The organism is Nocardiopsis aegyptia (genome assembly GCF_013410755.1).
Taxonomy (GTDB): Bacteria; Actinomycetota; Actinomycetes; order Streptosporangiales; family Streptosporangiaceae; genus Nocardiopsis; species Nocardiopsis aegyptia.
This window is the reverse complement of record NZ_JACCFS010000001.1, coordinates 4,973,803-4,997,507: the sequence shown is the minus strand read 5'-3', so window position 1 is coordinate 4,997,507 and position 23,705 is coordinate 4,973,803. Positions and strand designations below refer to the sequence as shown.

The 23,705-nt window shown below is 72.7% G+C and carries 19 protein-coding genes; 8 read left to right on the top strand and 11 right to left on the bottom strand.

Features of this window, described 5'->3' with window-relative positions; translation table 11 throughout:
- Nucleotides 1-109: 109 nt before the first annotated feature.
- From HNR10_RS22315 to HNR10_RS22300, 4 genes are all read right to left on the bottom strand, one after another.
- Nucleotides 110-1,129 (bottom strand): LacI family DNA-binding transcriptional regulator, encoded by a 1,020-nt coding sequence (locus tag HNR10_RS22315; protein ID WP_179826590.1) that lies wholly within the window; start codon nt 1,127-1,129, stop codon nt 110-112.
- Nucleotides 1,130-1,235: 106 nt separating this feature from the next.
- Nucleotides 1,236-2,120 carry an Fpg/Nei family DNA glycosylase gene (locus HNR10_RS22310; RefSeq protein ID WP_179826589.1) on the bottom strand — a complete coding sequence of 295 codons (885 nt, stop codon included), beginning with the start codon at nt 2,118-2,120 and terminating at the stop codon, nt 1,236-1,238.
- A 748-nt stretch (nt 2,121-2,868) separates the two neighbouring features.
- Complete coding sequence (locus HNR10_RS22305) at nt 2,869-5,907, bottom strand: DEAD/DEAH box helicase (RefSeq protein ID WP_179826586.1); 3,039 nt, start codon at nt 5,905-5,907, stop codon at nt 2,869-2,871.
- A gap of 138 nt (nt 5,908-6,045) precedes the next feature.
- Nucleotides 6,046-7,482 carry a PucR family transcriptional regulator gene (locus HNR10_RS22300; RefSeq protein WP_179826584.1) on the bottom strand — a complete coding sequence of 479 codons (1,437 nt, stop codon included), beginning with the start codon at nt 7,480-7,482 and terminating at the stop codon, nt 6,046-6,048.
- 290 nt (nt 7,483-7,772) lie between these two features.
- Between HNR10_RS22300 and gabT the strand changes: the two genes are divergently transcribed.
- Entirely contained in the window at nt 7,773-9,110 is a 1,338-nt protein-coding gene (gabT, locus tag HNR10_RS22295; RefSeq protein ID WP_179826582.1) for a 4-aminobutyrate--2-oxoglutarate transaminase, read from the top strand.
- Nucleotides 9,111-9,411: 301 nt separating this feature from the next.
- Here the strand turns inward: gabT and HNR10_RS22290 are convergent, their stop codons facing one another.
- The gene (locus HNR10_RS22290) at nt 9,412-10,383 is read right to left on the bottom strand and encodes an EamA family transporter (protein ID WP_179826580.1); all 972 of its coding nucleotides are present in this window, start codon (nt 10,381-10,383) and stop codon (nt 9,412-9,414) included.
- A gap of 72 nt (nt 10,384-10,455) precedes the next feature.
- Here HNR10_RS22290 and HNR10_RS22285 point away from each other — a divergent pair, with 72 nt between their 5' ends.
- Nucleotides 10,456-11,382, top strand: a complete 927-nt coding sequence (locus tag HNR10_RS22285; RefSeq protein ID WP_179826578.1) for a LysR family transcriptional regulator — start codon at nt 10,456-10,458, stop codon at nt 11,380-11,382.
- A gap of 26 nt (nt 11,383-11,408) precedes the next feature.
- Here the strand turns inward: HNR10_RS22285 and HNR10_RS22280 are convergent, their stop codons facing one another.
- Both HNR10_RS22280 and HNR10_RS22275 read right to left on the bottom strand, forming a co-directional pair.
- Nucleotides 11,409-11,897, bottom strand: a complete 489-nt coding sequence (locus tag HNR10_RS22280; RefSeq protein ID WP_179826576.1) for an Lrp/AsnC family transcriptional regulator — start codon at nt 11,895-11,897, stop codon at nt 11,409-11,411.
- A 153-nt stretch (nt 11,898-12,050) separates the two neighbouring features.
- Nucleotides 12,051-13,655, bottom strand: a complete 1,605-nt coding sequence (locus HNR10_RS22275; RefSeq protein WP_179826574.1) for a PucR family transcriptional regulator — start codon at nt 13,653-13,655, stop codon at nt 12,051-12,053.
- Between the two features lie 184 nt (nt 13,656-13,839).
- Here HNR10_RS22275 and HNR10_RS22270 point away from each other — a divergent pair, with 184 nt between their 5' ends.
- Nucleotides 13,840-15,126, top strand: a complete 1,287-nt coding sequence (locus tag HNR10_RS22270) for an aspartate aminotransferase family protein (RefSeq protein WP_179826572.1) — start codon at nt 13,840-13,842, stop codon at nt 15,124-15,126.
- Between the two features lie 65 nt (nt 15,127-15,191).
- Complete coding sequence (locus HNR10_RS22265) at nt 15,192-16,700, top strand: CoA-acylating methylmalonate-semialdehyde dehydrogenase (protein ID WP_179826570.1); 1,509 nt, start codon at nt 15,192-15,194, stop codon at nt 16,698-16,700.
- Between the two features lie 316 nt (nt 16,701-17,016).
- Here the strand turns inward: HNR10_RS22265 and HNR10_RS22260 are convergent, their stop codons facing one another.
- Together HNR10_RS22260 and HNR10_RS22255 are read right to left on the bottom strand one after the other, a co-directional pair.
- Nucleotides 17,017-17,262: a hypothetical protein gene (locus HNR10_RS22260; protein ID WP_179826568.1), complete on the bottom strand. Its 246-nt coding sequence runs from the start codon at nt 17,260-17,262 to the stop codon at nt 17,017-17,019.
- A gap of 246 nt (nt 17,263-17,508) precedes the next feature.
- The gene (locus tag HNR10_RS22255) at nt 17,509-18,309 is read right to left on the bottom strand and encodes a carbon-nitrogen hydrolase family protein (RefSeq protein ID WP_179826566.1); all 801 of its coding nucleotides are present in this window, start codon (nt 18,307-18,309) and stop codon (nt 17,509-17,511) included.
- Nucleotides 18,310-18,415: 106 nt separating this feature from the next.
- Between HNR10_RS22255 and HNR10_RS22250 the strand changes: the two genes are divergently transcribed.
- The 4 genes from HNR10_RS22250 to HNR10_RS22235 all read left to right on the top strand — a co-directional run bounded on the left by HNR10_RS22250 (nt 18,416) and on the right by HNR10_RS22235 (nt 22,629).
- The gene (locus HNR10_RS22250) at nt 18,416-19,087 is read left to right on the top strand and encodes a TetR/AcrR family transcriptional regulator (protein WP_179826564.1); all 672 of its coding nucleotides are present in this window, start codon (nt 18,416-18,418) and stop codon (nt 19,085-19,087) included.
- A 52-nt stretch (nt 19,088-19,139) separates the two neighbouring features.
- Nucleotides 19,140-20,075 (top strand): ABC transporter ATP-binding protein, encoded by a 936-nt coding sequence (locus HNR10_RS22245; protein WP_179826561.1) that lies wholly within the window; start codon nt 19,140-19,142, stop codon nt 20,073-20,075.
- A complete protein-coding gene (locus HNR10_RS22240) occupies nt 20,072-21,670 on the top strand; it encodes an ABC transporter permease (protein ID WP_179826558.1) in 1,599 nt (532 codons plus the stop codon). The genes HNR10_RS22245 and HNR10_RS22240 overlap by 4 nt, the downstream gene beginning before the upstream one ends.
- Before the next feature lie 125 nt (nt 21,671-21,795).
- Nucleotides 21,796-22,629 carry an alpha/beta hydrolase gene (locus HNR10_RS22235; protein WP_179826556.1) on the top strand — a complete coding sequence of 278 codons (834 nt, stop codon included), beginning with the start codon at nt 21,796-21,798 and terminating at the stop codon, nt 22,627-22,629.
- 50 nt (nt 22,630-22,679) lie between these two features.
- Here the strand turns inward: HNR10_RS22235 and HNR10_RS22230 are convergent, their stop codons facing one another.
- Together HNR10_RS22230 and HNR10_RS22225 are read right to left on the bottom strand one after the other, a co-directional pair.
- Entirely contained in the window at nt 22,680-23,006 is a 327-nt protein-coding gene (locus HNR10_RS22230; protein ID WP_179826554.1) for a transcriptional regulator, read from the bottom strand.
- A 2-nt stretch (nt 23,007-23,008) separates the two neighbouring features.
- Nucleotides 23,009-23,611, bottom strand: coding sequence for a hypothetical protein (locus HNR10_RS22225; RefSeq protein ID WP_179826552.1), 603 nt, complete (start codon nt 23,609-23,611; stop codon nt 23,009-23,011).
- Nucleotides 23,612-23,705: the final 94 nt, after the last annotated feature.

Below are 23,705 nucleotides of genomic sequence, written 5' to 3'. Positions count from 1 at the left end.
CCGTTTGCTGAACCGGGTAAGTGACGTTAACAACAACATGCTCGGACGAACCCCGTCAATCCCCGACACTTCGCTGTTATGGCCTTGTAACAGCGACGACGGTTGCCGGTCATGCTCTTCGGGGACCGGTACTGGCCCTCGGGTGCAGCTCGCCGCGCGGTGCCTCACGGGGCTCCAGGGGTTCGGCGGCCACGGCCAGGGCCAGCATCCGCGCCACCTCGCCGCCGCAGAAGGGCACGTCCCGGGAGACCGCGGTCAGCGACGGGCGGACCAGCTGGCACAGCACCGAGTCCTCCCAGGCCACGATGGACAGCCGGGAGGGCACGTCCACCCCCATCTCCCTGGCCACGCCCAGGCCGGCCACCGCCATCAGATCGTTGTCGTAGACCAGTGCGGTGGGACGATCGGACCTGGCCAGGAGCTTGCGCGTGGTACGCGTCCCGGCCTCGCCCGTGTAGTCGGCCTCGATGGTGAACGCCTGGTGCAGCCCGGCCTCGGCGGCCGCGCGCTCGAAGGCCGCCGAGCGCACCCGCGAGTGCACGAGGTCGCCTGGGCCGCAGACGTGTGCGATACGCTCGTGTCCGAGAGCCGCCAGATAGTGCACCACCTCGCGCATCGAGGCGGCGTCGTCGCTGAACAGGCACGGTAGCGTTCCCGCGCCGTCGGGCCCGCCGAGCACCACCGCGGGCAGCGCGAGGTCCTCCACCAGGGCGACCCGGGCGTCGTCGACGCGCAGGTCCACCAGGATGACCCCGTCCACCCGGCGTTCGGCCGCCCACCGGCGGTAGACCGCCAACTCGGCATCGGCATCCTCCGTGACCTGCAACAACAGGTCCATACCGGTGGCGGCGAGCTCGGCCTCGATACCCGAGACCAGCTGCATGAAGAACGGTTCGACGCCCAGTGAGTGGGCCGGACGGTCGACCACCAGGCCCAGAGCGCCGACCCGGCCGCCCGGGGAGAGGGCCCGCGCGGTACTGCTGGGCGCCCATCCGAGATCGTGCGCGATCGCCAGAATCCTGGCGCGGGTCGCCTTGGAGACCCCCGGCCGATCGTTGAGCGCGTACGACACCGCCCCCTTGGACACCCCCGCCGCCTTGGCGATGTCCATGATGGTCGGACGCCGCATTAATGCCCCCACTTCGCCTCCTTTGCTGAACCGGTTAAGCAGACGGCATGGGATTGTAACGCACGCGATCCGCGCCGCTTCGGGCACGAACAGGGGAAGCAGCGCGTCAGCGACCGCCCTGGCACCCGGGGCACCAGTACAGCGTGCGACCGGCCAGTTCCCGCGCGGCCACGGGCGACGCGCACACACGGCAGGGCTCGCCGGTCCGGTAGCAGACGTAGAGGGTGTCGGGCCGGGGCACCGGCCGGGCGTCCGGATCCGGCCGGTCCTCGGGGCGGGTGGTGATGATGTAGCCGTCGCGGACGCCGTCGCGCAGCAGCCCGGACAGGTCGGCCCACAGGCGTTCCCACTGGTCACGGGCCAGGTCGCGTCCCGGGGTCAGGGGATCGAGTCCGGCGCGGAACAGCGACTCCGCACGGTAGATGTTGCCGATGCCGGCGACGACGTCCTGCCGCATCAGCAGCGCCGCGATACTCGTCCGCGACCGGCTCACCACGCGCCAGGCCCGCTCGGGATCGGCGTCCGCCCGCAACGGATCGGGCCCCAGGCGGTCCTGGACGGCCGCCTTCTCGTCCCCCGTGATGACCTCGCAGACCGAGGCGCCCCGCAGATCGGCCCAGCCGGTCGTGTTCACGAACCGGACCCGCACCGCGCCGACCGGGGCCGGGGGCACCACGAAGCCCTCCGCGTCGCGTTCCAGGTCCAGGCGCCCGGCGCCCTCCGCCCTGGGCGCGCCCAGGTGCCGCTCGCCGTCCACGTCTCCGAACGTCCACGCGCCGTACAGCCCCAGGTGCACCCGCACCCACTCCCCGGAGTCGAACCCCAGGAACAGATGCTTGCCGTGTGCCTCGCTCTCGACGAGCACCCGGCCGTCCACCCGCGCGGCGCCCTCGGCGAAGCGCCCCTGCGGACTCGACGCCCGCACGGTCCCGCCGCCGAAGGTCTTGTCGAAGTGCGCCGCCAAGCGGTGCAGTGTGTGCCCCTCAGGCAACTTCGGTCCCTCTCTGTGCTGTGCTTTTCTGGGGCCTCCGCTCGTTCCTCGCTTCGGCCCGTGCTCGGGGCGCTGGGAGGCCAGTGTTCTTCGTCGTCGACTTGCCTTGCTCCTTCGTCGCGGCGGCCCCGTCTCCTCCTGCAGAACACTGGCGCGCCCCTCGCGATCCCCCAGCGGTCCCCTCACCTGTAGAGGCTTCAACCCCCCAGGGGTTCACGCAGGCCCGTATCTGCACGCCCACCCCCTGTGTCTCAGGGGCAGGGGGTGAAGCTGCACGAGAGCGGTCTACGCGCATCCGAGGGGGCGAAAGTTGACCGTTCCACCATAGGCGTGCAGGGGGGTGGAGCCACACGAATCGACCCGCCTCAGCCCCAGGGGGTGAAAGGTAGGCCGTTCCGCTCTGGGGGTGTACAGGGGGTCGGAGCCGCACGAAACGGTTCGCGTGCGCCCGAGGGGGGTGGAGGTAGGCCGTTCAGCATGGGGGCCACAGGGGGTTGGACGTGTGCGTATCCGCATGCGGAACCGTAGGGGGTTGGGCGTGGCCGGTTCCGCTCACGATGGCCCCCGGGGGGTTGAAACCGCTATAGGTGGCGGATCCATGGGGGTAGTAGTGAGGGGCGCGCCAGTGTTCTGCAGGAGGAGACGGGGCCGCAGCGAGCTTGCGAGCAAGGCAAGTCGACGACGAAGAACACTGGCTACTCGGCGCCCCGAATGCGCGTCCGAGCCTGCGAGGACGCCAGAAGCACAGTTAACTTGCCGACAGGATCTCTTCCACCAGGCTCTCCCGGTCGGCCAGGCAGCGCCAGGCCGGGACGACCACGACGGGGTCCCCGGTGGCGCGGTTGAGGGCCTCGCCGCGCGCGACGAGCCTGCGCAGGCCGCGGCCGTGGGACTCGCGGTCCAGCAGGAGCAGCAGCCGACGGGCGCCGAAGCCGACGACCAGGTCCACGGTCCACCCGTGGACCGTCTGCCGGGTGAGCACGCTGGTCCCGACCTCGCGCAGGCGCTCGACCAGGGCGGTGCGCACCGGGTCCGGCGCGGTGCCGGGGTCGCTCGCACCGGCCAGCAGGTCGCCCAGCGGGCCGTCGTCACCGGACCAGTACGTGCGGTCGCCGACCACGACCAGCCGCCGGGTGCGGGTGAACACGGTGGACCACAGGTGGCTCTTCCGCCGGACCCGGCGTTCGGCGATCGCGGGTGAGCCCTTGGCGAGCATGGGCGACAGGACGGTCAGGTCGACGGTGTCACCGTCGCGGCCCAGCAGGTCGGCGCCGCCCACCCGGACGTCGTGCCGGAGCACGCGCTTGGCCAGCAGTCGCCGGATCAGCGCGACCTGCGGCTGGGTGGGCGCCACGACCGCCATGGTCGTCCCGGGCGGCACCTCGGCGTCGAGTTCGTCCACGACGACCAGCACGCGGTAGGCCTCGTCCCGGTTGATGTAGGAGGCGCCCGGCGCGGCCTCGCACGTCCCGGCCACGTCGCGCCAGTCGACATCGCCCCGCCCGGTCAGGTCGGGGGCGGCGTGCACGGCGACGCGGCCGCCGTAGCAGCGCTGGGAGGCGATCTCGGCCAGTTCCGGCGACGCTCCGTGGTACTCGTCGAGCCACAGCAGGGGCGGGGCCGCCTTGTAGGCCGCCCGCAGCGCCGAACCGGACCCGTGGCGCAGTCCGCGGGCCTCCAGCTGTTCGGCGGCGGTTCCGGACGCCGCCAGGGCGCGCCGCTCCTCGTCCGGTTCCAGCGCGCTCGTCGGCCCGGGATGGGCGGGGTCGCCGATCACGACCGCGCGCCTGGACCGGTACAGGACCGGCAGGAGTTCGGCGGCGCGGGTGCGTTCGGCGCCCGCCACGATCACGAGGTCGAACAGCCCGGGCGTCGGCGGCAGGGCCCGGGCCTGGTCGGTACGGCACACCCAGGCGGGCAGGGTGTCGAGCAGGGAGGGCAGGCCGGGCCAGCCGCTCCCGTGGTGCCAGTTCAGCGTCTCCAGACGGTTCTCGATCGCGGCCCGGCCGCGGCGCAGCCGGGGTTCGGCCACCGCGCGCAGACAGGCCGCGCCGGCACGCCGGTGGCGCTCTCCGGCCTCGGAGAGCTCCGCGGTGAGCCGGCCCAGCGGCGCGCAGCCCGTGCGGCGGTCGACGGCCGCGCGCCACTCGCTCTCCATCCGGGCGACCGCGCACAGCCGGACGAGGTGGTCGGAGTCGGTCGGCACGCCCATTTCGCGGCGGATGGCGGTGCGGTGCTGCAGGCCCGTCAGCCCGCCGGACCTGGCGCGTTCGGCGCGGTGCAGCCAGTACTCCGGACCGCCGCGCTCGGGGGTGAAGAGGCGGTCGGGGTCCCAGCCCTGGGCGATGCTGTGGACGCGCTCGACCGCCAGCCGGGCCAGCGCGTGGCCGCCGGAGGCCATGGTGTCCATGGCCCGCCACACGTGTTGGATCCGGTTCCATGCCTCGGACAGGTCGCGCCAGTGCCGCGCGGCCTCCTCCGCGTCGGGCGGCGGGTCGCCGTCGTCGGCGGCGGGGTTCGTGTGCTCGGTCAGGATCCGGTCGAGCAGCCGGATCTCGGCGGCGCGGTGCCGGGAGCCGCCGACACGGACGACGGGGTGCGCGGGCGCGGTCCCGGCTCCGCGCAGGACGTCCCGGACGTCGTCCTCTCCGGCGGCGCAGACCAGCACGCGCTGGCCGTGGCCGACGGCCGTGCGCACGAGGGCGTCCACGAGGTCGGTCAGGCCGCTGCCGGGCGGGGCCGCCGCCACCGTCAGCTGCTCGCGCATGGCGGACCGCACGACCTCGTACTGGGACTGGGTGAGCGCCGTCGCCGAGATCGGGGGCGTGTCCCCCTCCCCCTCGCCCGGTCCGCCGACGTCCTCGGGCGCACCGCCGAGCAGGGACTCCAGCGCGGTTCCACCGACCTGGTCCGGGTGAAGCCCGTCGCGGTCGGCGGGGTCGAGGTCGGCGAGGATCCCCTCCACACCGCCCGGCTCCGGGTCGTCGGTGTCGAACTGGCCGCCCGGCCCCGCCCGGAACACCACGGCGACGTTGTGCGCGCCGGGGTCCATGACCCGGGGCAGGCCCCGGGTTCCGAGCGGGTCGATGTCGTCCACCCGCTCGATCTCCAGCCGACTGAGCAGGGTGCGCACCTTGGCGGCGAGTTCGGCGACGGCCGCGGGCCGCCGGACGGTGTCGGGCGCGCCGGTGCGCAGGCGGGTCCGCAGCTCGAACAGGTCCTCGGGATCGGTGATGCCGAGCCGCTCCAGCAGCGCGCAGTTGATGTCGGGCGGCCCCACCGGCCGGACCAGCGGCCCCTGTGCGCCGGTCGGGTCGTAGGCCCCCGTGGCCGCCTCCAGGTCGTCGACCACCCGCACGTCGACGGTGAGCAGCGGCAGGGCCGCCCGGTCCGTGCCCTCCCCCACGACCACCAGGGGGTAGCCGTAGCGCAGCGCCTGCCCCCGGCGCAGCGACAGGCGCAGGACCCGCGCCGACTCCGGGTGCAGCGGCAGGGTCTCGCGCGCCCCGCTGAACAGCAGCTCGGGGCCGGTCGGCAGGCACGCGCAGGTGTCGGAGTCCACGTGCTCGGCCCGCACCTCGTGGGTGTGCACGGCCTCCCGGCTCAGGCAGGCGCGCAGGTAGGACAGCAGGGACCGGACCTCGGAGCGGTCGATCTGCGGCTTCCACCGCAGCGACGCCTGGCCCACGCCCGAACGGGTGACCTGGGTGACCGGTCGGATTCCGACCCCGACCACCGTGCCCCCCGGGTCTCCCGCCTCGTGCTCGTCGTCCCGTAGTGACCTCACAACAACCCCCGGCCTCGCGCGCGAATCGCGTGACCGCGCGACTACCCCCCGCTAGCAACGTCCATTGTCGCGGACGGGTCGGTGCGAGATCCCTGGAATGCCGGAATACGTCCCGACTTTCACCCTGCGTGACGGCGGTCAGCCGCGGACGCGCAGCGCGATCCAGAGTTCGGCCCGGTAGTCGGGGTCGTCCAGGTCGCCCGGCAGCAGGTCGCGGATGCGCCGCATCCGGTAGCGCAGGGTGTGGCGGTGGACCCCCAGGGCGTCGGCCGCGGTGTCCCAGCGGCCCGAGGCGGCGAGGTAGGCGCGCAGGGAGGCGAGCAGTTCGGCGGACGTGCGCCGACCGGTCAGCGGCGCGAGCAGGTCGTCGGCCATCCGCGCGCCCGCCGGCGTGTCCACGAGCCCGAGCAGCCCGCCCGGCAGGTCCGCCGTCCGCGTCAGCCCTCCGTCGCCCTCCTCGGCCGCGGCCAGGGCGCGTTCGGCCTGGGACAGGGCGGGGGCCAGGTCGCCGTAGCCCGCCGCCTCGCTCACCCCGACCGGCCCCTCCAGGGCCTCCTCCAGCACCTCGTCCGGGGTGTCGGCGGCGGCCAGCAGCAGGCCGCGGCCCTCGTGCTCGGTGGCGAGCACGCCCTCGGCCGGCCCGGAGCCGCCGAGGCCGGCGGCCACCGCCACTACGACGGGTTCGGGCGGGAGCAGCCGGCGCAGGCCCGCCGCCCCGGGCGCGCGAGGGTCGAGCGCCCCGGTGACCAGTGCCGTCAGGACGCCCTCCCCCCAGGCGGCGCCCCGGCCCGGCGCTGTGCGCTCCAGTTCGAGGGACAGCAGTGACACGGCCGCGTTGACCAGGGTGCGGTCGTCGGAGCCGAGCCGCCGTTCGGTCCCGACCGCGAGGAAGCCGCGCACCCGGCGCCCGGCGGACAGGGGCTGCGCCGAGAGGTGCATGCCGTCCGAGGTCAGGGACACGCTGGCGCGGGGTCCGGCGCCGCGCAGGCGGGACAGTTCCGCCGCCACGACGGCGGCGGACTCGGCCGCCCGCGCGGGCGCAGCGTGGCGGACGGTGCCGTCCGAGGCCAGGAGCAGCACCCAGCCGTCGAGTTCGCGCGCCAGGCGGTCCACGACCGCCGGGGCCCCCGACAGCGCGGCGCGGGTCAGCGCCCGCTGGACGGTGAAGGCCCGGGTCAGGCCCTCGTACTCCTCCTTGGCCAGGAGCCGGGAGACCTCCTTGCCGACCGCGATGAACGGGGTCTCGCGGGCCACCTCGACCAGGGCGAGACCGAACTCGGCCGCCGCCGCGCGCAGCGGTTCGGGGGTGCGCTCCAGCACCACGCCGATGCCGAAGCCGAGCCCGGCCACACGGCGCTCGGCCAGCCGGCGGACGTACTCGCGCGGGTCGGGGGCGACGTCGGCCCAGCGCACGCCGGTGGTGAGGACGAGTTCGCCGCCCGCCAGGTAGGGCGTGGGGTCGGTCAGCTCGCTGACGGCCACCCACTCCACCCTCCGGTCCAGGTGTTCGTGCCCGGTCAGCAGGGACAGCCGCAGGTTGGGCGTGCGCAGCAGCGCGCCCAGGGTCGGGGGCATCGGGCCTCCCCTCCACGTGTTCGACCGTCCGGACCCTGCCGCATTGGCACAGGGTCCTGGGTCGATTATCCACTGTGTCCATGTGTGCCGTGTTCCGTCCGGCCTAGTGTCGCTCTCTGAGACCGCCTGGCCCATGGGGGTCGGGTCGGGCGCCGCCAGGGTTCTGGAGGGTCCGAAGGCGGGTTCGTGAGGAACGAGCGAACACGCCGGAGTGGCCCGAAGGTTCCTGGCTACCCGGGCGCCCGACCAAGCGAGCGCAGCGAGCCAGCAAGCACAGAGGAGGCAGCCGCATGGCCACGACCGAGGTCGTCCAGTCCCGTCGGATCGTCACGGAGATCCCCGGCCCGAAGAGCCGCGCGATCCAGGAGCGCCGCGCGTCCGCCGTCGCCCAGGGCGTGGGCAGCGTCCTGCCGGTCTACGTGGAGCGCGCCGGCGGCGGCATCGTCGAGGACGTCGACGGCAACGCCCTCATCGACTTCGGCTCCGGCATCGCGGTGACCAACGTCGGCAACGCCGACCCCCGCGTGGTGGAGCGGGCCGCCGAGCAGATGGGCCGGTTCACCCACACCTGCTTCATGGTCAACCCCTACGAGGCCTACGTGGACGTGTGCGAGGCCCTGAACCGGGTCACGCCGGGCGACCACGAGAAGCGGTCGATCCTGCTCAACTCGGGCGCGGAGGCCGTGGAGAACGCGGTCAAGATCGCCCGCAGCGCCACCGGGCGCCAGGCCGTCGTCGTCTTCGACCACGCCTACCACGGCCGCACCAACCTCACCATGGGCCTGACCGCGAAGAACATGCCCTACAAGCAGGGCTTCGGCCCGTTCGCCGGTGAGATCTACCGGGTGCCGATGGCCTACCCGTACCGCTGGGCGACCGGCCCGGAGAACTGCGGGCCCGAGGCCGCGGCCCAGGCCATCGACCAGATCACCAAGCAGATCGGTCCGGAGAACGTCGCCGCCGTGGTGATCGAGCCGATCCAGGGCGAGGGCGGCTTCATCGAGCCCGGCGCCGGGTTCCTGCCCGCCGTCGTGGACTTCTGCCGGGCCAACGGCATCGTGTTCGTCGCCGACGAGGTGCAGACCGGCTTCGCGCGTACCGGCGACATGTTCGCCTGTGACCACGAGGGCATCGTGCCGGACCTGATCACCACGGCCAAGGGCATCGCCGGCGGCCTGCCGCTGGCCGCGGTGACCGGCCGCGCCGAGCTGATGGACGCCGTGCACGGCGGCGGCCTCGGCGGCACCTACGGGGGCAACCCCGCGGCCTGCGCGGCCGCCCTGGCCGCGCTGGAGGCCATCGAGTCCGACGGCCTGGTCGACCGCGCCCGGGAGATCGGCGACCTGATGCTGGGCCGCCTGCGCGAGCTCGCCGCCAAGTACGACGTCATCGGCGACGTGCGCGGCCGCGGCGCGATGGTCGCGATCGAGCTGGTCCGGGGCGAGGACAAGGCGCCCAACCCCGAGGCCCTGGCGAAGATCCTGTCGTACTGCCACGCGCAGGGCCTGGTGCTGCTCAGCGCGGGCACCTACGGCAACGTCGTGCGCATGCTGCCGCCGCTGGTGATCGGCGACGATCTCCTGCACGAGGGCCTGGACATCCTGGCCGAGGCCTTCGGACGCCTGTAGGACGGGGCCTTCGGCCCTTCCAGTGCACTCCAGGACCCGTCGGCGCCCTCACTGTGCTTCCTTTGGGCCTCCGCTCGTTCCTCGCTTTGGCCCGGCCAACCCCCCTGGGACTGAGCCAGGCTGCACGGCCCCCTTTCACCCCCTGTGGCCGGGGCGGGCTGCACGGCCTACCTTTCACCCCCAGGGGTCCCGCAGGGCGGCGTGTGCACCTTCGACCCCTTGGGGTTCAGGTGGCGCGCCCCGAGCGAACCCCAGAGGCTGAGGCAGGCTTGGCGGCCTGGCCCCGGGGGGCTCGGGGCCCCTAATCCACCGTCCCGGGGCGGGAGGCGCCCACCTTCCCGCTCCGGGGCGGTCCCACTGTCGCGGGCTCTCCTGGTTCGCGGACATCCGGCACCGGCACGCGTGGCGCGCGTCGCCGGGTGCTGCCCAGCAGCACGCCGCCCACGACCAACGCGCCCCCGATGAGCTCGCCCGGACTCACCGTCTCGCGCAGGACCACCCAGGCGGCGGTCATCCCGACCACCGGGACCAGCATCGAGAACGGCGCCACCACGCCCGCCGGGTGGCGCGCCATCAGCCACGTCCACACCCCGGATCCGAGCACGGTGCCGACCACCACGGTGTAGGCCAGACCGGCGACGGCGGCGAGCGCGCCGGGTTCGTCGAACGAGGTCAGGGACGCCCCGATCCGCGCGGGCCCCTCGACCGCGAGTGCCAGCGCCAGCATCGGCAGCGGCGGGACGACGGACATCCACAGGGTCAGGCGCAGCGGGTCGGCCGGCTTCGCCAGGCGGTTGCAGGTGTTGCCGATCGCCCAACCGAACGCCCCCGCCAGGGTCAGCAGGAACGGGACGACCGTGGCGTTCTCCGCGCGCTGCCAGCCCACCAGGGCCATCCCGCACACGGCGACCACGATGCCGACCAGCTGACGGCCGCTGACGCGTTCGCGCAGGAACGTCGCCCCGAGCAGCACGGTGAACGGCGCGGACGCCTGGAGCACCAGGGACGCCAGGCCGGCGGGCATCCCGGTGGCCATACCCCAGTACAGGAAGAGGAACTGCAGGGTGCCGAAGCCGAGCCCGTAGCCGACCAGCCAGCGCACCGGCACCTTCGGCCACGGGACGAACAGCACCGTCGGAACGGCGATCAGCGCGAAGCGCAGGGCGACCAGGAAGAACGGGGGGAAGTGCGCGAGCGAGGCATCGATGGCGATGAAGTTGAGGCCCCACATCAGTGCGACGGAGACGGCGAGCAGGCGGTGACGGATCGGCATGTGTCCTAGATCAGCAGCCTTTTCCCTTAAGCACAATCAATAGTTTCGACACCCACTCTGTAGGCTGCCTACATGGACGTCCGACATCTGGAACTGCTGCGCGAACTCGCCGAACGCGGCAGCGTCACCGCGGTGGCGCAGGCGACCTACCGGACCCCCTCGGCGGTCTCCCAACAGCTCAAGACGGCCCAGCGGGAGTTCGGGGCGGAACTCGTGGAGCCGTCCGGCCGGGGCCTGCGGCTGACCGAGGCCGGCCGCGTCCTGGCCGAGGGCGGCGCGACCGTCGCCACCGCCGTCGAACAGGCCAGGGCGCGCTGGGACGCGTTCCGCGGCGAGCCGACCGGCACGGTGGCCGTGGCCGCGCTGCCGAGCGCGGCCACGTTCCTCTTCCCCGAAGTGCTGCGCGAACTCGCCGACACCGCCATCACGCTGCGCTGCTCCGACGTCGACCTCGCCGAGGTCGAGTTCGCCGACCTGGCCGCCGACCACGACATCGTCGTCGCGCACAGCCTCACGAGCGTCCGGCCCGCCGGCGCCGAGGGGCTGGCCGTCGCGCCGCTGGCCCGCGAGCCCCTGGACATCGCGATGGCCGCGGACCACCCGCTCGCCTCGCGCACCTCGGTCAGCCCCGGGGACCTGGTGGACTGCGCGTGGATCGGGGTGCCCGAGGGCTACCCCTTCGACACGGTGCTGCGGATGATCGCGCAGGTGACCGGCCGCGAGCTGCGCGTCGTCCAGCGGCTGGTGGACAACCGGCTGATCGAGGCGCTGGTGGCGTCGGGCGACCAGGTCGCCGTCCTGCCGCGCTTCACCACGCCGGCCGCCGCCCCGGACGGCGGGGCACTGGTGCTGCGCGAACTCACCGGCCTGCCGTCCGCGCGGCACGTCTCCGCCGTCCTTCGTCCGGACAAGGCGGAGCGGCTGGCCGTCCAACGCGTCCTGCGTTCGTTCGAGCGGGTGGGCGCGGAGGTGGAACGCCGCTTCCGGCACCGCGCGTGAGGCCCGTCAGCGGGAGGGGCGCCCGCTCAGCGCGTGCCCCAGGCGTAGGTCTGCTTGCGCAGCTTGAGGTAGAGGAAGGTCTCGGTGGTGTCCACCGAGTCCACCGACCGGATGTCGGCCAGGATGTCCAGCAGCTTGGGGTCGTCCTCGGCCACCACCTCGACCAGGAGGTCGAACGAGCCCGCGGTGATCACCACGTACTCCACGCCCTCGATGTCGGAGATGGCGTCGGCGGCGACGTTGAGGTCCCCGTTGGTGCGCACGCCGATCATCGCCTGGCGGCTGAACCCCAGCATCATGGGGTCGGTGACGCCCACCACCTGGACCACGCCCGCCTCCAGCAGCCGCTGGACGCGCTGGCGCACGGCCGCCTCGGACAGCCCGACCGTCTTGCCGATGGCGGCGTAGGACCGGCGGCCGTCCTCCTGGAGCACCTCGATGATGCGTTTGGCCGTGTCGTCGAGCACGACGCCGTTGTTGCGCCGGGGGTGGCCCGGATCCGACTGCTCACTCACGAGGCTCTCCGTTGGTTCCGAAGGAATCCGAGAATACGCGGTGCGGCCAAGGGCGGAAAACACCGCCGCGAACACGACCGACAACGGAATCAAAGTTACTGCACGGTTCTGTTACGGGTGGAGGGAGCATCCCCGCCCGGGTCTTCGTGCTGCTCAGCGCTCGTCCCGGACCGAGTCCAGCGACAGCAGGGCCACGTGCAGTGACAGGCAGGTCTCCACCGACTCCAGGTCGGCGTCGAGGATGTTGGCGATCCGGCGCAGCCGCTCGTAGAAGGCCGGCCGCGACAGGTGCGCCCGGCTCGCCGCCAGCGCCTTGTTGCGTCCCGCCCCCAGGTAGCACCGCAGCATGTCGGTGAGGTCACCGGCGTGCCGGGCGTCGTGGTCCAGCAGGGGCCCCAGCTCCCGCTCCACATAGGTCTGCAGCCGCTCGTCGTCACGGAACAGGTGCAGCAGGCCGCGCACGTGCAGGTCGGGCAGCCGGTAGAACGGCCGCTGGTCGCTCTGGCGGATGGCGACGTCGCCGACCTGGCGGGCCTCCAGGAAGGAGCGCCGCACCTCGCGGATGTCGTCCGCCGACGATCCCACCGCGAGCACGGCGGCGCCGCCGACCGCCTGGTGGACGCGGTCGGCGAGCATGTGCAGTGTGGGGTCCAGTCGCTGTTTGGTCGGCAGCGCCAGTAGGACGCCCACCCGCAGGTCGTCGAGCGAGCCCACCAGCGCGGGCAGGCGCAGCTCGCGGCAGGCGCGCGCCGCGCCCTCGGCGGTGTCGGACAGGCGGGCCTGGGCGGCCAGGCCGGTGCCGCTCTCCCGCAACCGCAGGACCAGGCCGACCAGCGCCCGGCCCTTGAGCGGAACGCCGACCGCGCGGGCCCGTACCAGGGCCTCCTCCGGGTCGGAGTAGGCCCGGTCGATGATGCCCGCGATGATCGTCCGGTGCGTCTGGCGCTCCAGGCTCTCCTGGTGGCGTTCCAGGAGCCGGCCGAGCGCCAGCGTGGTGGCGGCGCGCTCGATGAGCATGCTCTGGCGCGGGGTCGGCGCCGCCCCCGCGATGAGGATGAGGCGCCCCCAGTCCTGGCCGCGCGCGCCGACCATGGTGACCAGCCAGCCCGTGGCGGGGTTGTGGACGGTGCGGGAGCCGGAGCGGATCGCGCGCGAGCGGCTCTCCCACGAGGTCAGCAGCGTGCCCGGGTCCTCGCCGTTGAGGTCACAGGCCAGGACCTGGTGGGTGAGGTTCTCCAGGACGACCGGGCAGCCGGACAGCTGGGCGGCCTCGTGCAGGATCTGCGCGGTGTCGGCGCCCTCGACGGAGAGCTGGGTGAACACCGAGTGCAGCTTCTCGGACTCGCGCAGCTCCTCCAGCTGCTGGTTGACCACGCGGACGTGGACGGCCTCGGTGATCTCGACGAACCGGGCCTCGCGGTCGAGCTGGATGACGGGCACGCGGGCGTCGCGGGCCGCGTCGAGGAAGGCGGTCGGCAGCTCCGCGTGGTACTTGCGGCCGAGTTCGACCGCGATCCCGCTCACCCCGGCCGCGGCCAGGTCGTCGATGTAGCGGCGCAGGGCGTCGGGGTCGTCGGGCATGGCGATACCGGTGCTCAGCACCAGCTCGCCCCCGCGCAGAAGGTGGGCGAGGTCGGTGACCTCGGCGATGTGGACCCAGCGCACGGCCACGTCCAGATACTCGGATCCGACCACCACACGAGGGCGGGCGCGCTGGAGGGCGGGCAGGCTCAGAACCTCGGCGAGAGTGGGTAGCACCCGCACATTCTAGGACGGGGTGTCGCCTCCCGGACGAATCGCCTTACACATTGGCGACCGAGGGAGGCGCTCTGACCACCGGTTCCGCCCGCGGGGAACCTGTCTTACAGACCGTAAAACCGGCCACCATGTTGTCAACACACTGATCCTGGCCAAGCGCCCGGGGCGGGGTGAGACTGGGGTCATGTCCGAACTTCTCTCGCGCCACCGCGCGGTCATGCCCTCCTGGCTGCCCCTGTACTACGAGTCCCCGCTGGAGATCGTCAGCGGCAAGGGCTCCCGCGTCACGGACGCCGACGGCCACACCTATCTCGACTTCTTCACCGGCATCGTCACCAACATGCTCGGCTACGACGTCGCCGAGGTCCGCGAGGCGGTGGAGCGCCAGATCGCCAAGGGCGTGGTGCACACCTCCACCCTGTACCTGATCCGCAACCAGGTCGAGCTCGCCGAGAAGATCGCCCGCCTGTCGGGCATCCCGGACGCGAAGGTCTTCTTCACCAACTCCGGGACCGAGGCCAACGAGACCGCCCTGCTCCTGGCCACCTTCGCGCGCGGCAGCGACGAGGTGCTGGCGATGCGCGGCAGCTACCACGGCCGCTCGTTCGGCACCGTCGCGGTGACCGGCAACCGGGCGTGGAAGAACTCGTCCCTGTCGCCGCTGAACGTGCACTACCTGCACGGCACCGACCACGCCGCCCCGGCCTTCCGCGGGATGTCCGAGCAGGAGTACGTCGACGCCTGCGTCGCCGACCTGCGCGACGTCCTGGACACCACCGCGCCCAACGTGGCCTGTCTGATCGCCGAGCCGATCCAGGGCGTGGGCGGGTTCGCGATGCCGCCGGACGGCCTCTACGCCCGCTACAAGGAGGTCCTGGACGAGCACGGGATCCTCTTCGTCTCCGACGAGGTGCAGACCGGCTGGGGCCGTACCGGGACGAGCTTCTTCGGAATCGGCAACCACGGCGTGGTTCCCGACGCCATGACCTTCGCCAAGGGGCTCGGCAACGGCTACGCGGTCGGCGGCGTCGTGGCGCGCGGGGACCTCATGGACCGGCTGGGCGCGCTGGGCGTGGCCACGTTCGGCGGCAATCCCGTGTCCATGGCCGCGGCCGGGGCCACCCTCGACTACGTCCTGGAGCACGACCTGCAGGGCAACGCGCTGCGTCAGGGCGCGCTGATCACCGACGGCCTGCGGGCCCTCACCGAGTTGCCGAGCGTCAAGGACGTGCGCGGCAAGGGCCTGATGTTCGCCGTGGAGATGGTCGACCCCGCGACCGGCGCACCGTCGCCGGCCCTGGCCGGCCGCGTGCTGGAGGCCGCCCGCGAACGCGGCCTGCTGATCGGCAAGGGCGGCGTGCACGGCAACGTGCTCCGCATGGCCCCGCCCCTGACCCTGTCGGCGCAGGAGGCGGCGGAGGGCCGCGACGTCCTGCTCGACTCCGTCCGCGCGGTCGACGCCCAGGCCTGAGCGTCCCGCCCCACGGCACGCGCCCGCCGCACACGCCCCAGCGACAACACCGAGGAAGAGGAAGTATGAGCAAGCACGTCACCCACTGGATCGGTGGGGCGCTCTTCGACGGCGCCGCCGAGCGCCGCGGGGACATCTACAACCCGGCGTCGGGCCGGGTCACGGGCACCGTGGACCTGGCCGGGGCCAAGGAGGTCGACGCCGCGGTCGCCTCCGCGCGCGAGGCCTTCCCCGGCTGGCGCGACACCTCGCTGTCCAAGCGGGTGCAGGTCCTGTTCCGGTTCCGCGAGCTGCTCAGCGCGAACAAGGACCGGCTGGCGGAGCTGGTCAGCGCCGAGCACGGCAAGGTGTTCTCCGACGCCCAGGGCGAGGTGGCGCGCGGCCTGGAGGTCGTGGACTTCGCCTGCGGCATCCCGCACCTGCTCAAGGGCGGCTTCTCCGAGAACGTGTCCACGGGCGTGGACTCCTACTCGATCCTGCAGCCGGTCGGCGTGGTCACCGGCATCACGCCGTTCAACTTCCCGGCGATGGTCCCGATGTGGATGTTCCCGGTGGCGATCGCCTGCGGCAACACCTTCGTGCTCAAGCCCAGCGAGAAGGACCCGTCGGCGTCGCTGCTCATCGCCGAGCTGTGGACCGAGGCGGGTCTGCCCGACGGCGTGTTCAACGTGGTCCACGGCGACAAGACCGCTGTGGACGCCCTGCTGGAGCACCCGGACGTCGCGGCGGTGAGCTTCGTCGGCTCCACCCCGATCGCGCAGTACATCTACCGGACCGCCGCCGAGCACGGCAAGCGCGTGCAGGCGCTGGGCGGGGCGAAGAACCACATGGTGGTGCTGCCCGACGCGGACCTGGACCTGGCGGCGGACTCGGCGGTCTCGGCCGGGTTCGGCTCGGCCGGTGAGCGGTGCATGGCCATCTCCGCGATCACGGTCGTGGAGTCGGTCGCCGACGAGCTGGTCGAGAAGATCCGCGAGCGCGTCTCCCGCCTGCGGGTGGGCCCCGGCGACGACGACCGCAGCGAGATGGGCCCGCTGGTGACCCGGGAGCACCGGGACAAGGTGGCCTCGTACCTGGAGTCGGGGGTGCGCGAGGGCGCGACGCTGGCGATCGACGGCCGCGTGCACCCGGTGCTGGGCGGCGGGGAGGACGGCTTCTGGCTGGGCCCGACCCTGCTCGACCACGTCGGGCCCGAGATGTCCTGCTACCGGGACGAGATCTTCGGCCCGGTGCTGAGCGTGCTGCGCGTGGGGGACTACGACGAGGCCGTGAAGCTGATCAACGACAACCCGTACGGGAACGGCACCGCGATCTTCACCAACGACGGGGGCGCGGCCCGCCGGTTCCAGAACGAGGTCGAGGTCGGCATGGTCGGCATCAACGTGCCCATTCCGGTGCCGATGGCCTACTACTCGTTCGGCGGGTGGAAGCAGTCGCTCTTCGGCGACTCGCACGCGCACGGCACGGAGGGTGTGCACTTCTACACCCGGACCAAGGCGGTCACCGCGCGCTGGACCGACCCCGGCAAGCGGCCGGAGGGCGGCGTCAACCTGGGCTTCCCCACCAACGGGTAGTCCGAAGTTCATGGAATTAACGGATGGATGTCTCTCACTGACGGTCGGTGGTGGACAACACGGAGTATCGTTGGTGACGGTCGCCCCTCACAGCACGTGTTCGGCTGCCGCGGCGGCGACCGGAGACCATCCGGGATAGACGCGCTCATTTCCCCTCCTCCCCATGGAAGCGGGCGCGTCAGCGGAAGCGCTCCGGGTCCGATTCTCCCCCTGGACCCGGAGCGCGACCGTACCTCCCGACCTTCGCGGCGGGGGCGTGCTCCGCGGAGCGCGCCCCCGCCGTGCCACGCCCCCGGGCGTGCGGCGGCCCCTCGCCCTAGCGGGCGGCCACCATCACCTCGCGGGCGGGGATCCGGGACTCGGCGCCGATGATCGAGGCGCACTCGTCACAGCCGAACACGGGGCCTCCGTCCGGCAGTACTCCCAGGACCCGGCGGGGGCGGGGCCACTTGGTGTGGCAGGCGACGCAGGCGTCCCCCTCGCACTGCGCCTGACTCAGCAGCCCTGGGTCGTAGACGTGGAGGCCCGACGAGTGATCGGACCGCGTGTCTGGTTGGCACATCGTGCTCGTTCCGCGCAATGTCCTTGCTCCCCCCGTGGTTTAGGACAGTCTGGCGGGCCGATAGATACCGGCTCTCAAGTGAATCAAAGTCTGTGGGCGTCCGGAAGGCCCCGGACCAATCGAAATCACTCCGTGCACGGCAATCATAACCCTAAGTAACGAAGTCTGGGAAGACCCCAGGTCACAGAGGATCTTTACCGCCCTTCGTCCCTTACTCCCCAGGGGGTGGAGCTCGGGACCTTCGGCCTAGGCGCGCGGAACGACGCCGAATCGGCGCATCGACAGGCTCGGATTGGTCACGCGAACCTCGTCCACCCTTGCGGCCGAAACCCCGGCCGCGGCGACCGCGAAGGCCTGCTCCCCCAGGGCCGCCACCGGGGTGCCCATCGGGTCGATCACCATGCTGTTGCCCGCTCCGGTCGGCGCCGCCTGGCCCGCCGCCGCCACGTACACGGTGTTCTCCACCGCGCGGGCGCGGGCGAGGGTGCGCCAGTGCTCCTCCTTGAGCGGGCCCGGCACCCACTGGGCGGCCAGCAGGACCACGTGCGCGCCGGCGTCGGCGATCCGTCGGGTCACCTCGGGAAAGCGCAGGTCGTAGCAGGTCTGTAGGCCGAACACGACACCGTCGACGGTGAAGGTCTCCGGCTCCTCGATGGGGCCGGGGGCGACCACGTCCGACTCGCGCACGCCGAAGGCGTCGTAGAGGTGGATCTTGCGGTAGTGCGCTATCCGCTCGCCCTGCGGGGACAGGGCCACCAGGGTGTTGGTGAAGTGCGTGGGACCGGCGGTCTCGTTCACCCCCACCACGAGGTGGACGCCCTCCTTGCGCGCGGTCTCGGCCGCGGCGGCGACGAAGGGGCCGTCCAGCGGCTCGGCCGCCTCGACGTAGCGGTGGTCGGTGCGCGGTGCGGTGAACATCGCGTACTCCGGGCAGAGGACGACGTCGGCCCCGTCGGCCGCCGCACGTCCGGCCAGCTCCGCGACCGACCGCTGGTTCTCCGACTTGTCCTGACCGGGGGCGAACTGGGCGACCGCGACCCGCACCATCGGACCACTCCTCTACTCGGTTGGCGTGCCCCGAGTGTACGGCTCCGGAACCGAACGCGGCTGACCGGCTTGCCAGGAAGCTGAACACGTGTTTAAGCTATTGAACATGGGTTCAACACCGAGGCGCCCTCCCGACCGGGACGAGGACCTCACCGCACGCGCACGCATCCGCGACGCGGCCGTCGAGTGCTTCGGCCGGCACGGGTTCGACGTCACCGTTCGGACCATCGCCGAGCGCGCCGGGGTCTCCCCCGGCCTGGTCCTGCACCACTTCGGGTCCAAGGCCGGGCTGCGCGAGGCCTGCGACGACCACGTCCGCCAGTCCGTCCGCGAGGCCAAGACCGAGGCGGTCACCTCGCACGACCAGCAGACGTTCCTCCAGCAGATGGCCGAGATGGAGGAGTACTCCGACCTGCTGGGCTACGTGCTCCGCTCACTGCAGACGGGCGGGCCCATGGCCGCCGCCCTGTTCGAGCACATGGTCGAGGACATCGAGGAGTACCTGGCCAAGGGCGAGGAGGCGGGCGCCATCCGCCCCAGCCGCGACCCCAAGGCACGGGCACGCTGGCTGGCCGCCAACGGCATGGGCTCGGTGACGATGCTGTTCACGCTGCACGGCATGGGACCGGACACCGACTTCCGCGAGCTCCTGCGGCGCTCGGCGCACGACCTCATGCTCCCGGCGCTGGAGGTCTACACCGAGGGCCTGCTCACCGAGCGCACCATGCTCGACGCCTACCTCCTGTACAGCAGCGATCCCCCGGAGGAAGCGCGCTGAACGGACCAGAGGCCACAGCACGGCCGCCACCTGCCACACGGAGGAACCTCCCATGCCATCACCCGCCATCGACGTCCGCGGACTCGACAAGTACTTCGGCCGGTTCAAGGCCCTCGACGGCCTCGACCTCACCGTCGAGACCGGCCAGGTCGCCGGCTTCCTCGGCCCCAACGGCGCCGGCAAGTCCACCGCCATCCGCGTCCTGCTCGGCCTGCTCAAGGCGGACGGCGGGACCGCCCGCGTCCTGGGCGGCGACCCGTGGACCGACGCCGTGGCCCTGCACCGCCGCCTGGCCTACGTGCCCGGCGACGTGGCCCTGTGGCCGAACCTGACCGGCGGCCAGGCCATCGACCTGCTCGGCCGGCTGCACGGGAAGGTCGACCCCGCACGGAAGAAGGAGCTGCTGGGCCGCTTCGAACTCGACCCGGGCAAGAAGGCGCGCACCTACTCCAAGGGCAACCGGCAGAAGGTCGCCCTGGTGGCCGCCCTGGCCTCGGACGCGGAGCTGCTCATCCTGGACGAGCCCACCTCCGGGCTGGACCCGCTGATGGAGTCGGTCTTCACCGAGTGCGTCCGCGAGGCCAAGGCGCAGGGCCGGTCGGTGCTCCTGTCCAGCCACATCCTGGCGGAGGTCGAGAAGCTCTGCGACACGGTCACCATCATCCGCAGGGGTGTGGCCGTGGAGTCCGGCACGCTGGACGAGATGCGCCACCTGACGCGCTCCACCGTCCGCGCCACCACCGACGGGGACCCGTCCGTGCTCCGCGGCATGCCCGGCGTGCACGGGCTGGAGGTGGACGGCGACACCGTCACGTTCGACGTCGACAACACCGAGCTGGACGGCGCCGTCCGTGCGCTCTCCGGTCTGGGCCTGCGCTCCCTGGTGAGCAACCCGCCCTCGCTGGAGGAGCTGTTCATGCGGCACTACGGCGACGAGCTCGCCGCGCTGAACGGCGACCGCGCCGGGAACGGGAGCGGTGCGAAATGAGGACGTTCGCCGGAACCGGCCACCTGATCCGGTTCATCCTGCGCCGCGACCGCGTCCGCATGACGGTGTGGACTGTCTCCCTGGTCGGCATGCTCGCGATGACGATCCCGACCCTCGACGAGATGTTCCAGACCCCCGAGCAGCGCCTGGCGCGCGCGGCGGTCATGGAGACCCCGACCGGGATCGTCCTCGGCGGCCCCGGCTACGGCCTGGACACCTACGGGCTCGGCGCCATGGTCGCCAACGAGATGACCATGACCCTGCTCGTGGCCCTCGCCGTCATGAGCATCCTGCACGTGGTGCGGCACACCCGGGCCGAGGAGGAGAGCGGACGCGCCGAACTGCTGCGCGCCAGCGTCGTAGGCCCCAGCGCCCAGATGACGGCGGCCCTGGCCACCAACGCGATCGTCAACGCGGTCATCGGGGCCCTGCTCGCGCTGAGCATGGTCGTGAACGACCTGGCGGTCGCCGACTCGGTGGCCTTCGGCGCGGGCATGGCCCTGGCCGGGGTCGCGTTCGGCGCGATCGCCGCCGTGTGCGCACAGGTGTCGGAGCACTCCCGGGGCGCCAGCGGACTCGCGTTCCTGGTGATCGGGGTGCTGTTCACCTTCCGTGTCGTCGGGGACATCGCAGAGCGCGGCGGCAGCGCGCCGTCCTGGTTCTCGCCGTTCGCCTGGGCCCAGCAGACCCGGATGTTCGACGACCTGCGCTGGTGGCCGCTGGGGCTCTACGCGGTGGTCATCGCCGTCCTCTTCGCGGTGGCGTTCACCCTGGCGGGCCGCCGCGACGTCGGCGCCGGGCTGGTCGCCGCCCGGCCGGGGCCGGCCGACGCGAGCCCGCTGCTCAACGGGGTGTTCGCCCTGCACCTGCGCCAGCAGCGGATGTCGATCCTCGCCTGGACGGCCGCCGTGGCCCTGTTCTCCCTGGGCTTCGGCACACTCATCTCCGAGATCGACACGATGGTCGAACAGAACCCGGACCTGGTCGCCCGGATGGGACTGGACGCGCAGAACATGTCCAGTGCGTTCCTGGGGATGCTGCTGCTCTACGTGGTGATGACGGCGGTCGCCTTCGCCATGCTGTCGGTGCTCCACACCAGGACGGAGGAGACGTCCGGGCGCGCGGAGCTGGTCCTGTCCACGGCGGTCGGCCGCATCCGGTGGATGGGTTCGGCGATGCTGGTCAGCACGCTCGCCGCGATCGTGATGACGCTGCTGGGCGGCGCCGCCATGGGGATCGGCGCCGGCCTGGCCACCGGGGACTACGACTGGGTGGGGACGGTGACCGAGGCCGCCGCGGCACAGTTGCCGGTGGTGCTGATGTTCATCGGTCTGACCACGCTGTTCGTCGGTGTCGCGCCGCGGCTGGTCGGCGTGGTCTGGGCCTGGTTCGGCTACGGCCTCGTCGCGACGATCTTCGGCCCGCTGCTGGACCTGCCGGAGTGGATGATGGACTACGGCCCGTTCGGGATCGTGTCCCAGCTTCCGGTCGAGGAGTTCGAGGCGGCTCCCTTCCTCGTGGTGCTGGGCGTGGCCGTGGCCGCGACGGCGGTCGGCCTGGGCGGGTTCCGCCGCCGGGACCTGGCCACCGTCTGAGGGCGCGCGGGCGCGCCGCCGGTCCGCGCCGGCGGCGCGCTCCCGTGTCCGGGGCTGCCGGCGCGTCGGGACCGCCGCCGCGGGGGAGGTACCCCGGGAAGGCGACCCGGGGAGGAGGTCCGGACATGGCCGCGCGCCGCGGGCGCCGCCGCGTGCTCGTACCGATCGCCGCCGTCATCGTCGTCGCGCTCCTGGGAGTATGCATGTGGAGCCTGCAGCGCTCACTGGTCTACCTGCCCGCGCGCGGTGACGTGCCCTCGGCCGGAAGCGTGCTCCACGGGGCCGAGGACGTGCGCCTGCGGACGTCGGACGGACTCGAACTGGGCGCCTGGCTCGTACCCCCGCGCGGAGCCGACCGGGACACGGCCGTGCTGGTGGCCAACGGCAACGCCGGGAACAGGCTGACCCGCGCCCCGCTGGCCCGCGCGCTGGCGGGCGAGGGCTTCACGGTGCTCCTCTTCGACTACCGCGGCTACGGGGGCAATCCGGGCCTGCCCTCCGAGGAGGGTCTGGCCGCGGACGCCCGGGCCGCCGCCGACCTCCTCGTCGCACGCGGCCACCCGCCGGAGCGGACGGTCTACTTCGGGGAGAGCCTCGGCACGGGCGTGGTGACCGCGCTGGCCGCCGAGCGCCCGCCCGCGGCCCTGCTCCTGCGCTCCCCGTTCACGTCACTGGCCGACCTCGGCGCCCACCACTACCCGTTCCTGCCGGTCCGCGCCCTGCTGTGGGACCGCTACCCCGTGCTCGACACCATCGGGCGGATCGACCGCCCCGTCACGGTCGTCCTCGGCGACGCGGACACCATCGTTCCCCCGCGGCAGAGCCTGGCCGTCGCCGCCGCCGCGCCGCGCTCGGCCGAGCCGGTGGTGGTGGCGGGCGCCGGACACAACGACGCCGCCCTGACGCACGGCTCCGAGGTGGTCGCGGCCACCGTCCGCCTGGCCGACCGCGCCCTCTGACCGTGCCCCTGTCCGTGCCGATGGCCGCACCCGCCGCCGTGGCCGTGGCCTCAGGCGTCGGGCGCGGTCCACGTCCGGGCGGCCTCGTGCAGGCGCATCAGCCGGTCCCAGTGGTCGGCCACCAGGGTCCGGCCGCGCCCGGTGAGGCGGACGGTGGTGCGCGGCCTGCCGTCGCCGCTCTTGTGGACCTCCACCACCTCCGCCGCCGCCAGCTTGGACAGGTGGCTCGACAGGTTGCCCTTGGACAGGCCCGTGATCCGCTGGAGGAAGAGGAAGTCCGCGCTCTCGCAGGAGAGCAGCGCGCTCGTGATCGCCAACCGGGCGGGCTCGTGCACGAGGCGGTCCATGTCCGCCATGTCCTCGAAGGGCGTCCCCATGGTCAGCTCCCGCCGACGGGTCCGACCGCCGGCAGGGTGCGGACGAGCACGCGGTGGTCGAACAGGCCCGCGACGCACACGGCGGCGCCGCCGACGACCGTCAGCACGACCATGGACGTGAACCCCAGCGGGTGCTCCCCCGTCGGTGTCCACAGCCCGAGGGGCAGCAGGCTCGCCGCCGCCAGCACGGCGCCGACCACCAGGTGGTGGACGCGCAGGCGCCAGTGCGGGTAGGCGCACAGGGCGATGGCCGCGGCGAACACCAGGCCCCCGGTCCCCACCGGTCCCGGCGGAACCAGGTCGGCGGCGAACAGGGCCCCGAGGCAGAGCAGGGCGAGCAGGAGGAGGTGGGCCGGGATCCGGGGCCGTCCGGCCAGGGCCTCGACGACGCCGAAGCGCCGGCGGTAGTACCAGCGCACCGACAGGGCCGTCGCCGCCGCCACGGGGATCGCCGCGAACAGGGGCTCCACACCGCGACCGTGCAGGAGGCCGAGGCTCATCAGGAGCAGCCCGGGCGGGACGAGGTTGAGGCCCTGGTAGTCACGGAACTCGGCGGTGACGGCGCGCAGCCGCCGGAGTCGGTCGAAGTCGGGTCCGCTGGGCATCCGCACCTCCGGTTTGTATCGCAAACCTTTCGCTCAGCGTAGACGCCGGACGGGAGGTTTGCAAGACAGACCACAAGCGCGAACGCGGGCACGG

What these genes read in the sequence shown, in the direction of transcription:
- HNR10_RS22285 (WP_179826578.1), top strand. Translation starts at nt 10,456, where the DNA reads ATGGACGTCCGACATCTGGAACTGCTGCGCGAACTCGCCGAACGCGGC.
- HNR10_RS22270 (WP_179826572.1), top strand. Translation starts at nt 13,840, where the DNA reads ATGTCCGAACTTCTCTCGCGCCACCGCGCGGTCATGCCCTCCTGGCTG.
- HNR10_RS22300 (WP_179826584.1), bottom strand. Translation starts at nt 7,482, where the DNA reads ATGCCCCCGACCCTGGGCGCGCTGCTGCGCACGCCCAACCTGCGGCTG.
- gabT (WP_179826582.1), top strand. Translation starts at nt 7,773, where the DNA reads ATGGCCACGACCGAGGTCGTCCAGTCCCGTCGGATCGTCACGGAGATC.
- HNR10_RS22235 (WP_179826556.1), top strand. Translation starts at nt 21,796, where the DNA reads ATGGCCGCGCGCCGCGGGCGCCGCCGCGTGCTCGTACCGATCGCCGCC.
- HNR10_RS22250 (WP_179826564.1), top strand. Translation starts at nt 18,416, where the DNA reads ATGGGTTCAACACCGAGGCGCCCTCCCGACCGGGACGAGGACCTCACC.
- HNR10_RS22260 (WP_179826568.1), bottom strand. Translation starts at nt 17,262, where the DNA reads ATGTGCCAACCAGACACGCGGTCCGATCACTCGTCGGGCCTCCACGTC.
- HNR10_RS22240 (WP_179826558.1), top strand. Translation starts at nt 20,072, where the DNA reads ATGAGGACGTTCGCCGGAACCGGCCACCTGATCCGGTTCATCCTGCGC.
- HNR10_RS22315 (WP_179826590.1), bottom strand. Translation starts at nt 1,129, where the DNA reads ATGCGGCGTCCGACCATCATGGACATCGCCAAGGCGGCGGGGGTGTCC.
- HNR10_RS22225 (WP_179826552.1), bottom strand. Translation starts at nt 23,611, where the DNA reads ATGCCCAGCGGACCCGACTTCGACCGACTCCGGCGGCTGCGCGCCGTC.
- HNR10_RS22265 (WP_179826570.1), top strand. Translation starts at nt 15,192, where the DNA reads ATGAGCAAGCACGTCACCCACTGGATCGGTGGGGCGCTCTTCGACGGC.
- HNR10_RS22255 (WP_179826566.1), bottom strand. Translation starts at nt 18,309, where the DNA reads ATGGTGCGGGTCGCGGTCGCCCAGTTCGCCCCCGGTCAGGACAAGTCG.
- HNR10_RS22245 (WP_179826561.1), top strand. Translation starts at nt 19,140, where the DNA reads ATGCCATCACCCGCCATCGACGTCCGCGGACTCGACAAGTACTTCGGC.
- HNR10_RS22290 (WP_179826580.1), bottom strand. Translation starts at nt 10,383, where the DNA reads ATGCCGATCCGTCACCGCCTGCTCGCCGTCTCCGTCGCACTGATGTGG.
- HNR10_RS22230 (WP_179826554.1), bottom strand. Translation starts at nt 23,006, where the DNA reads ATGGGGACGCCCTTCGAGGACATGGCGGACATGGACCGCCTCGTGCAC.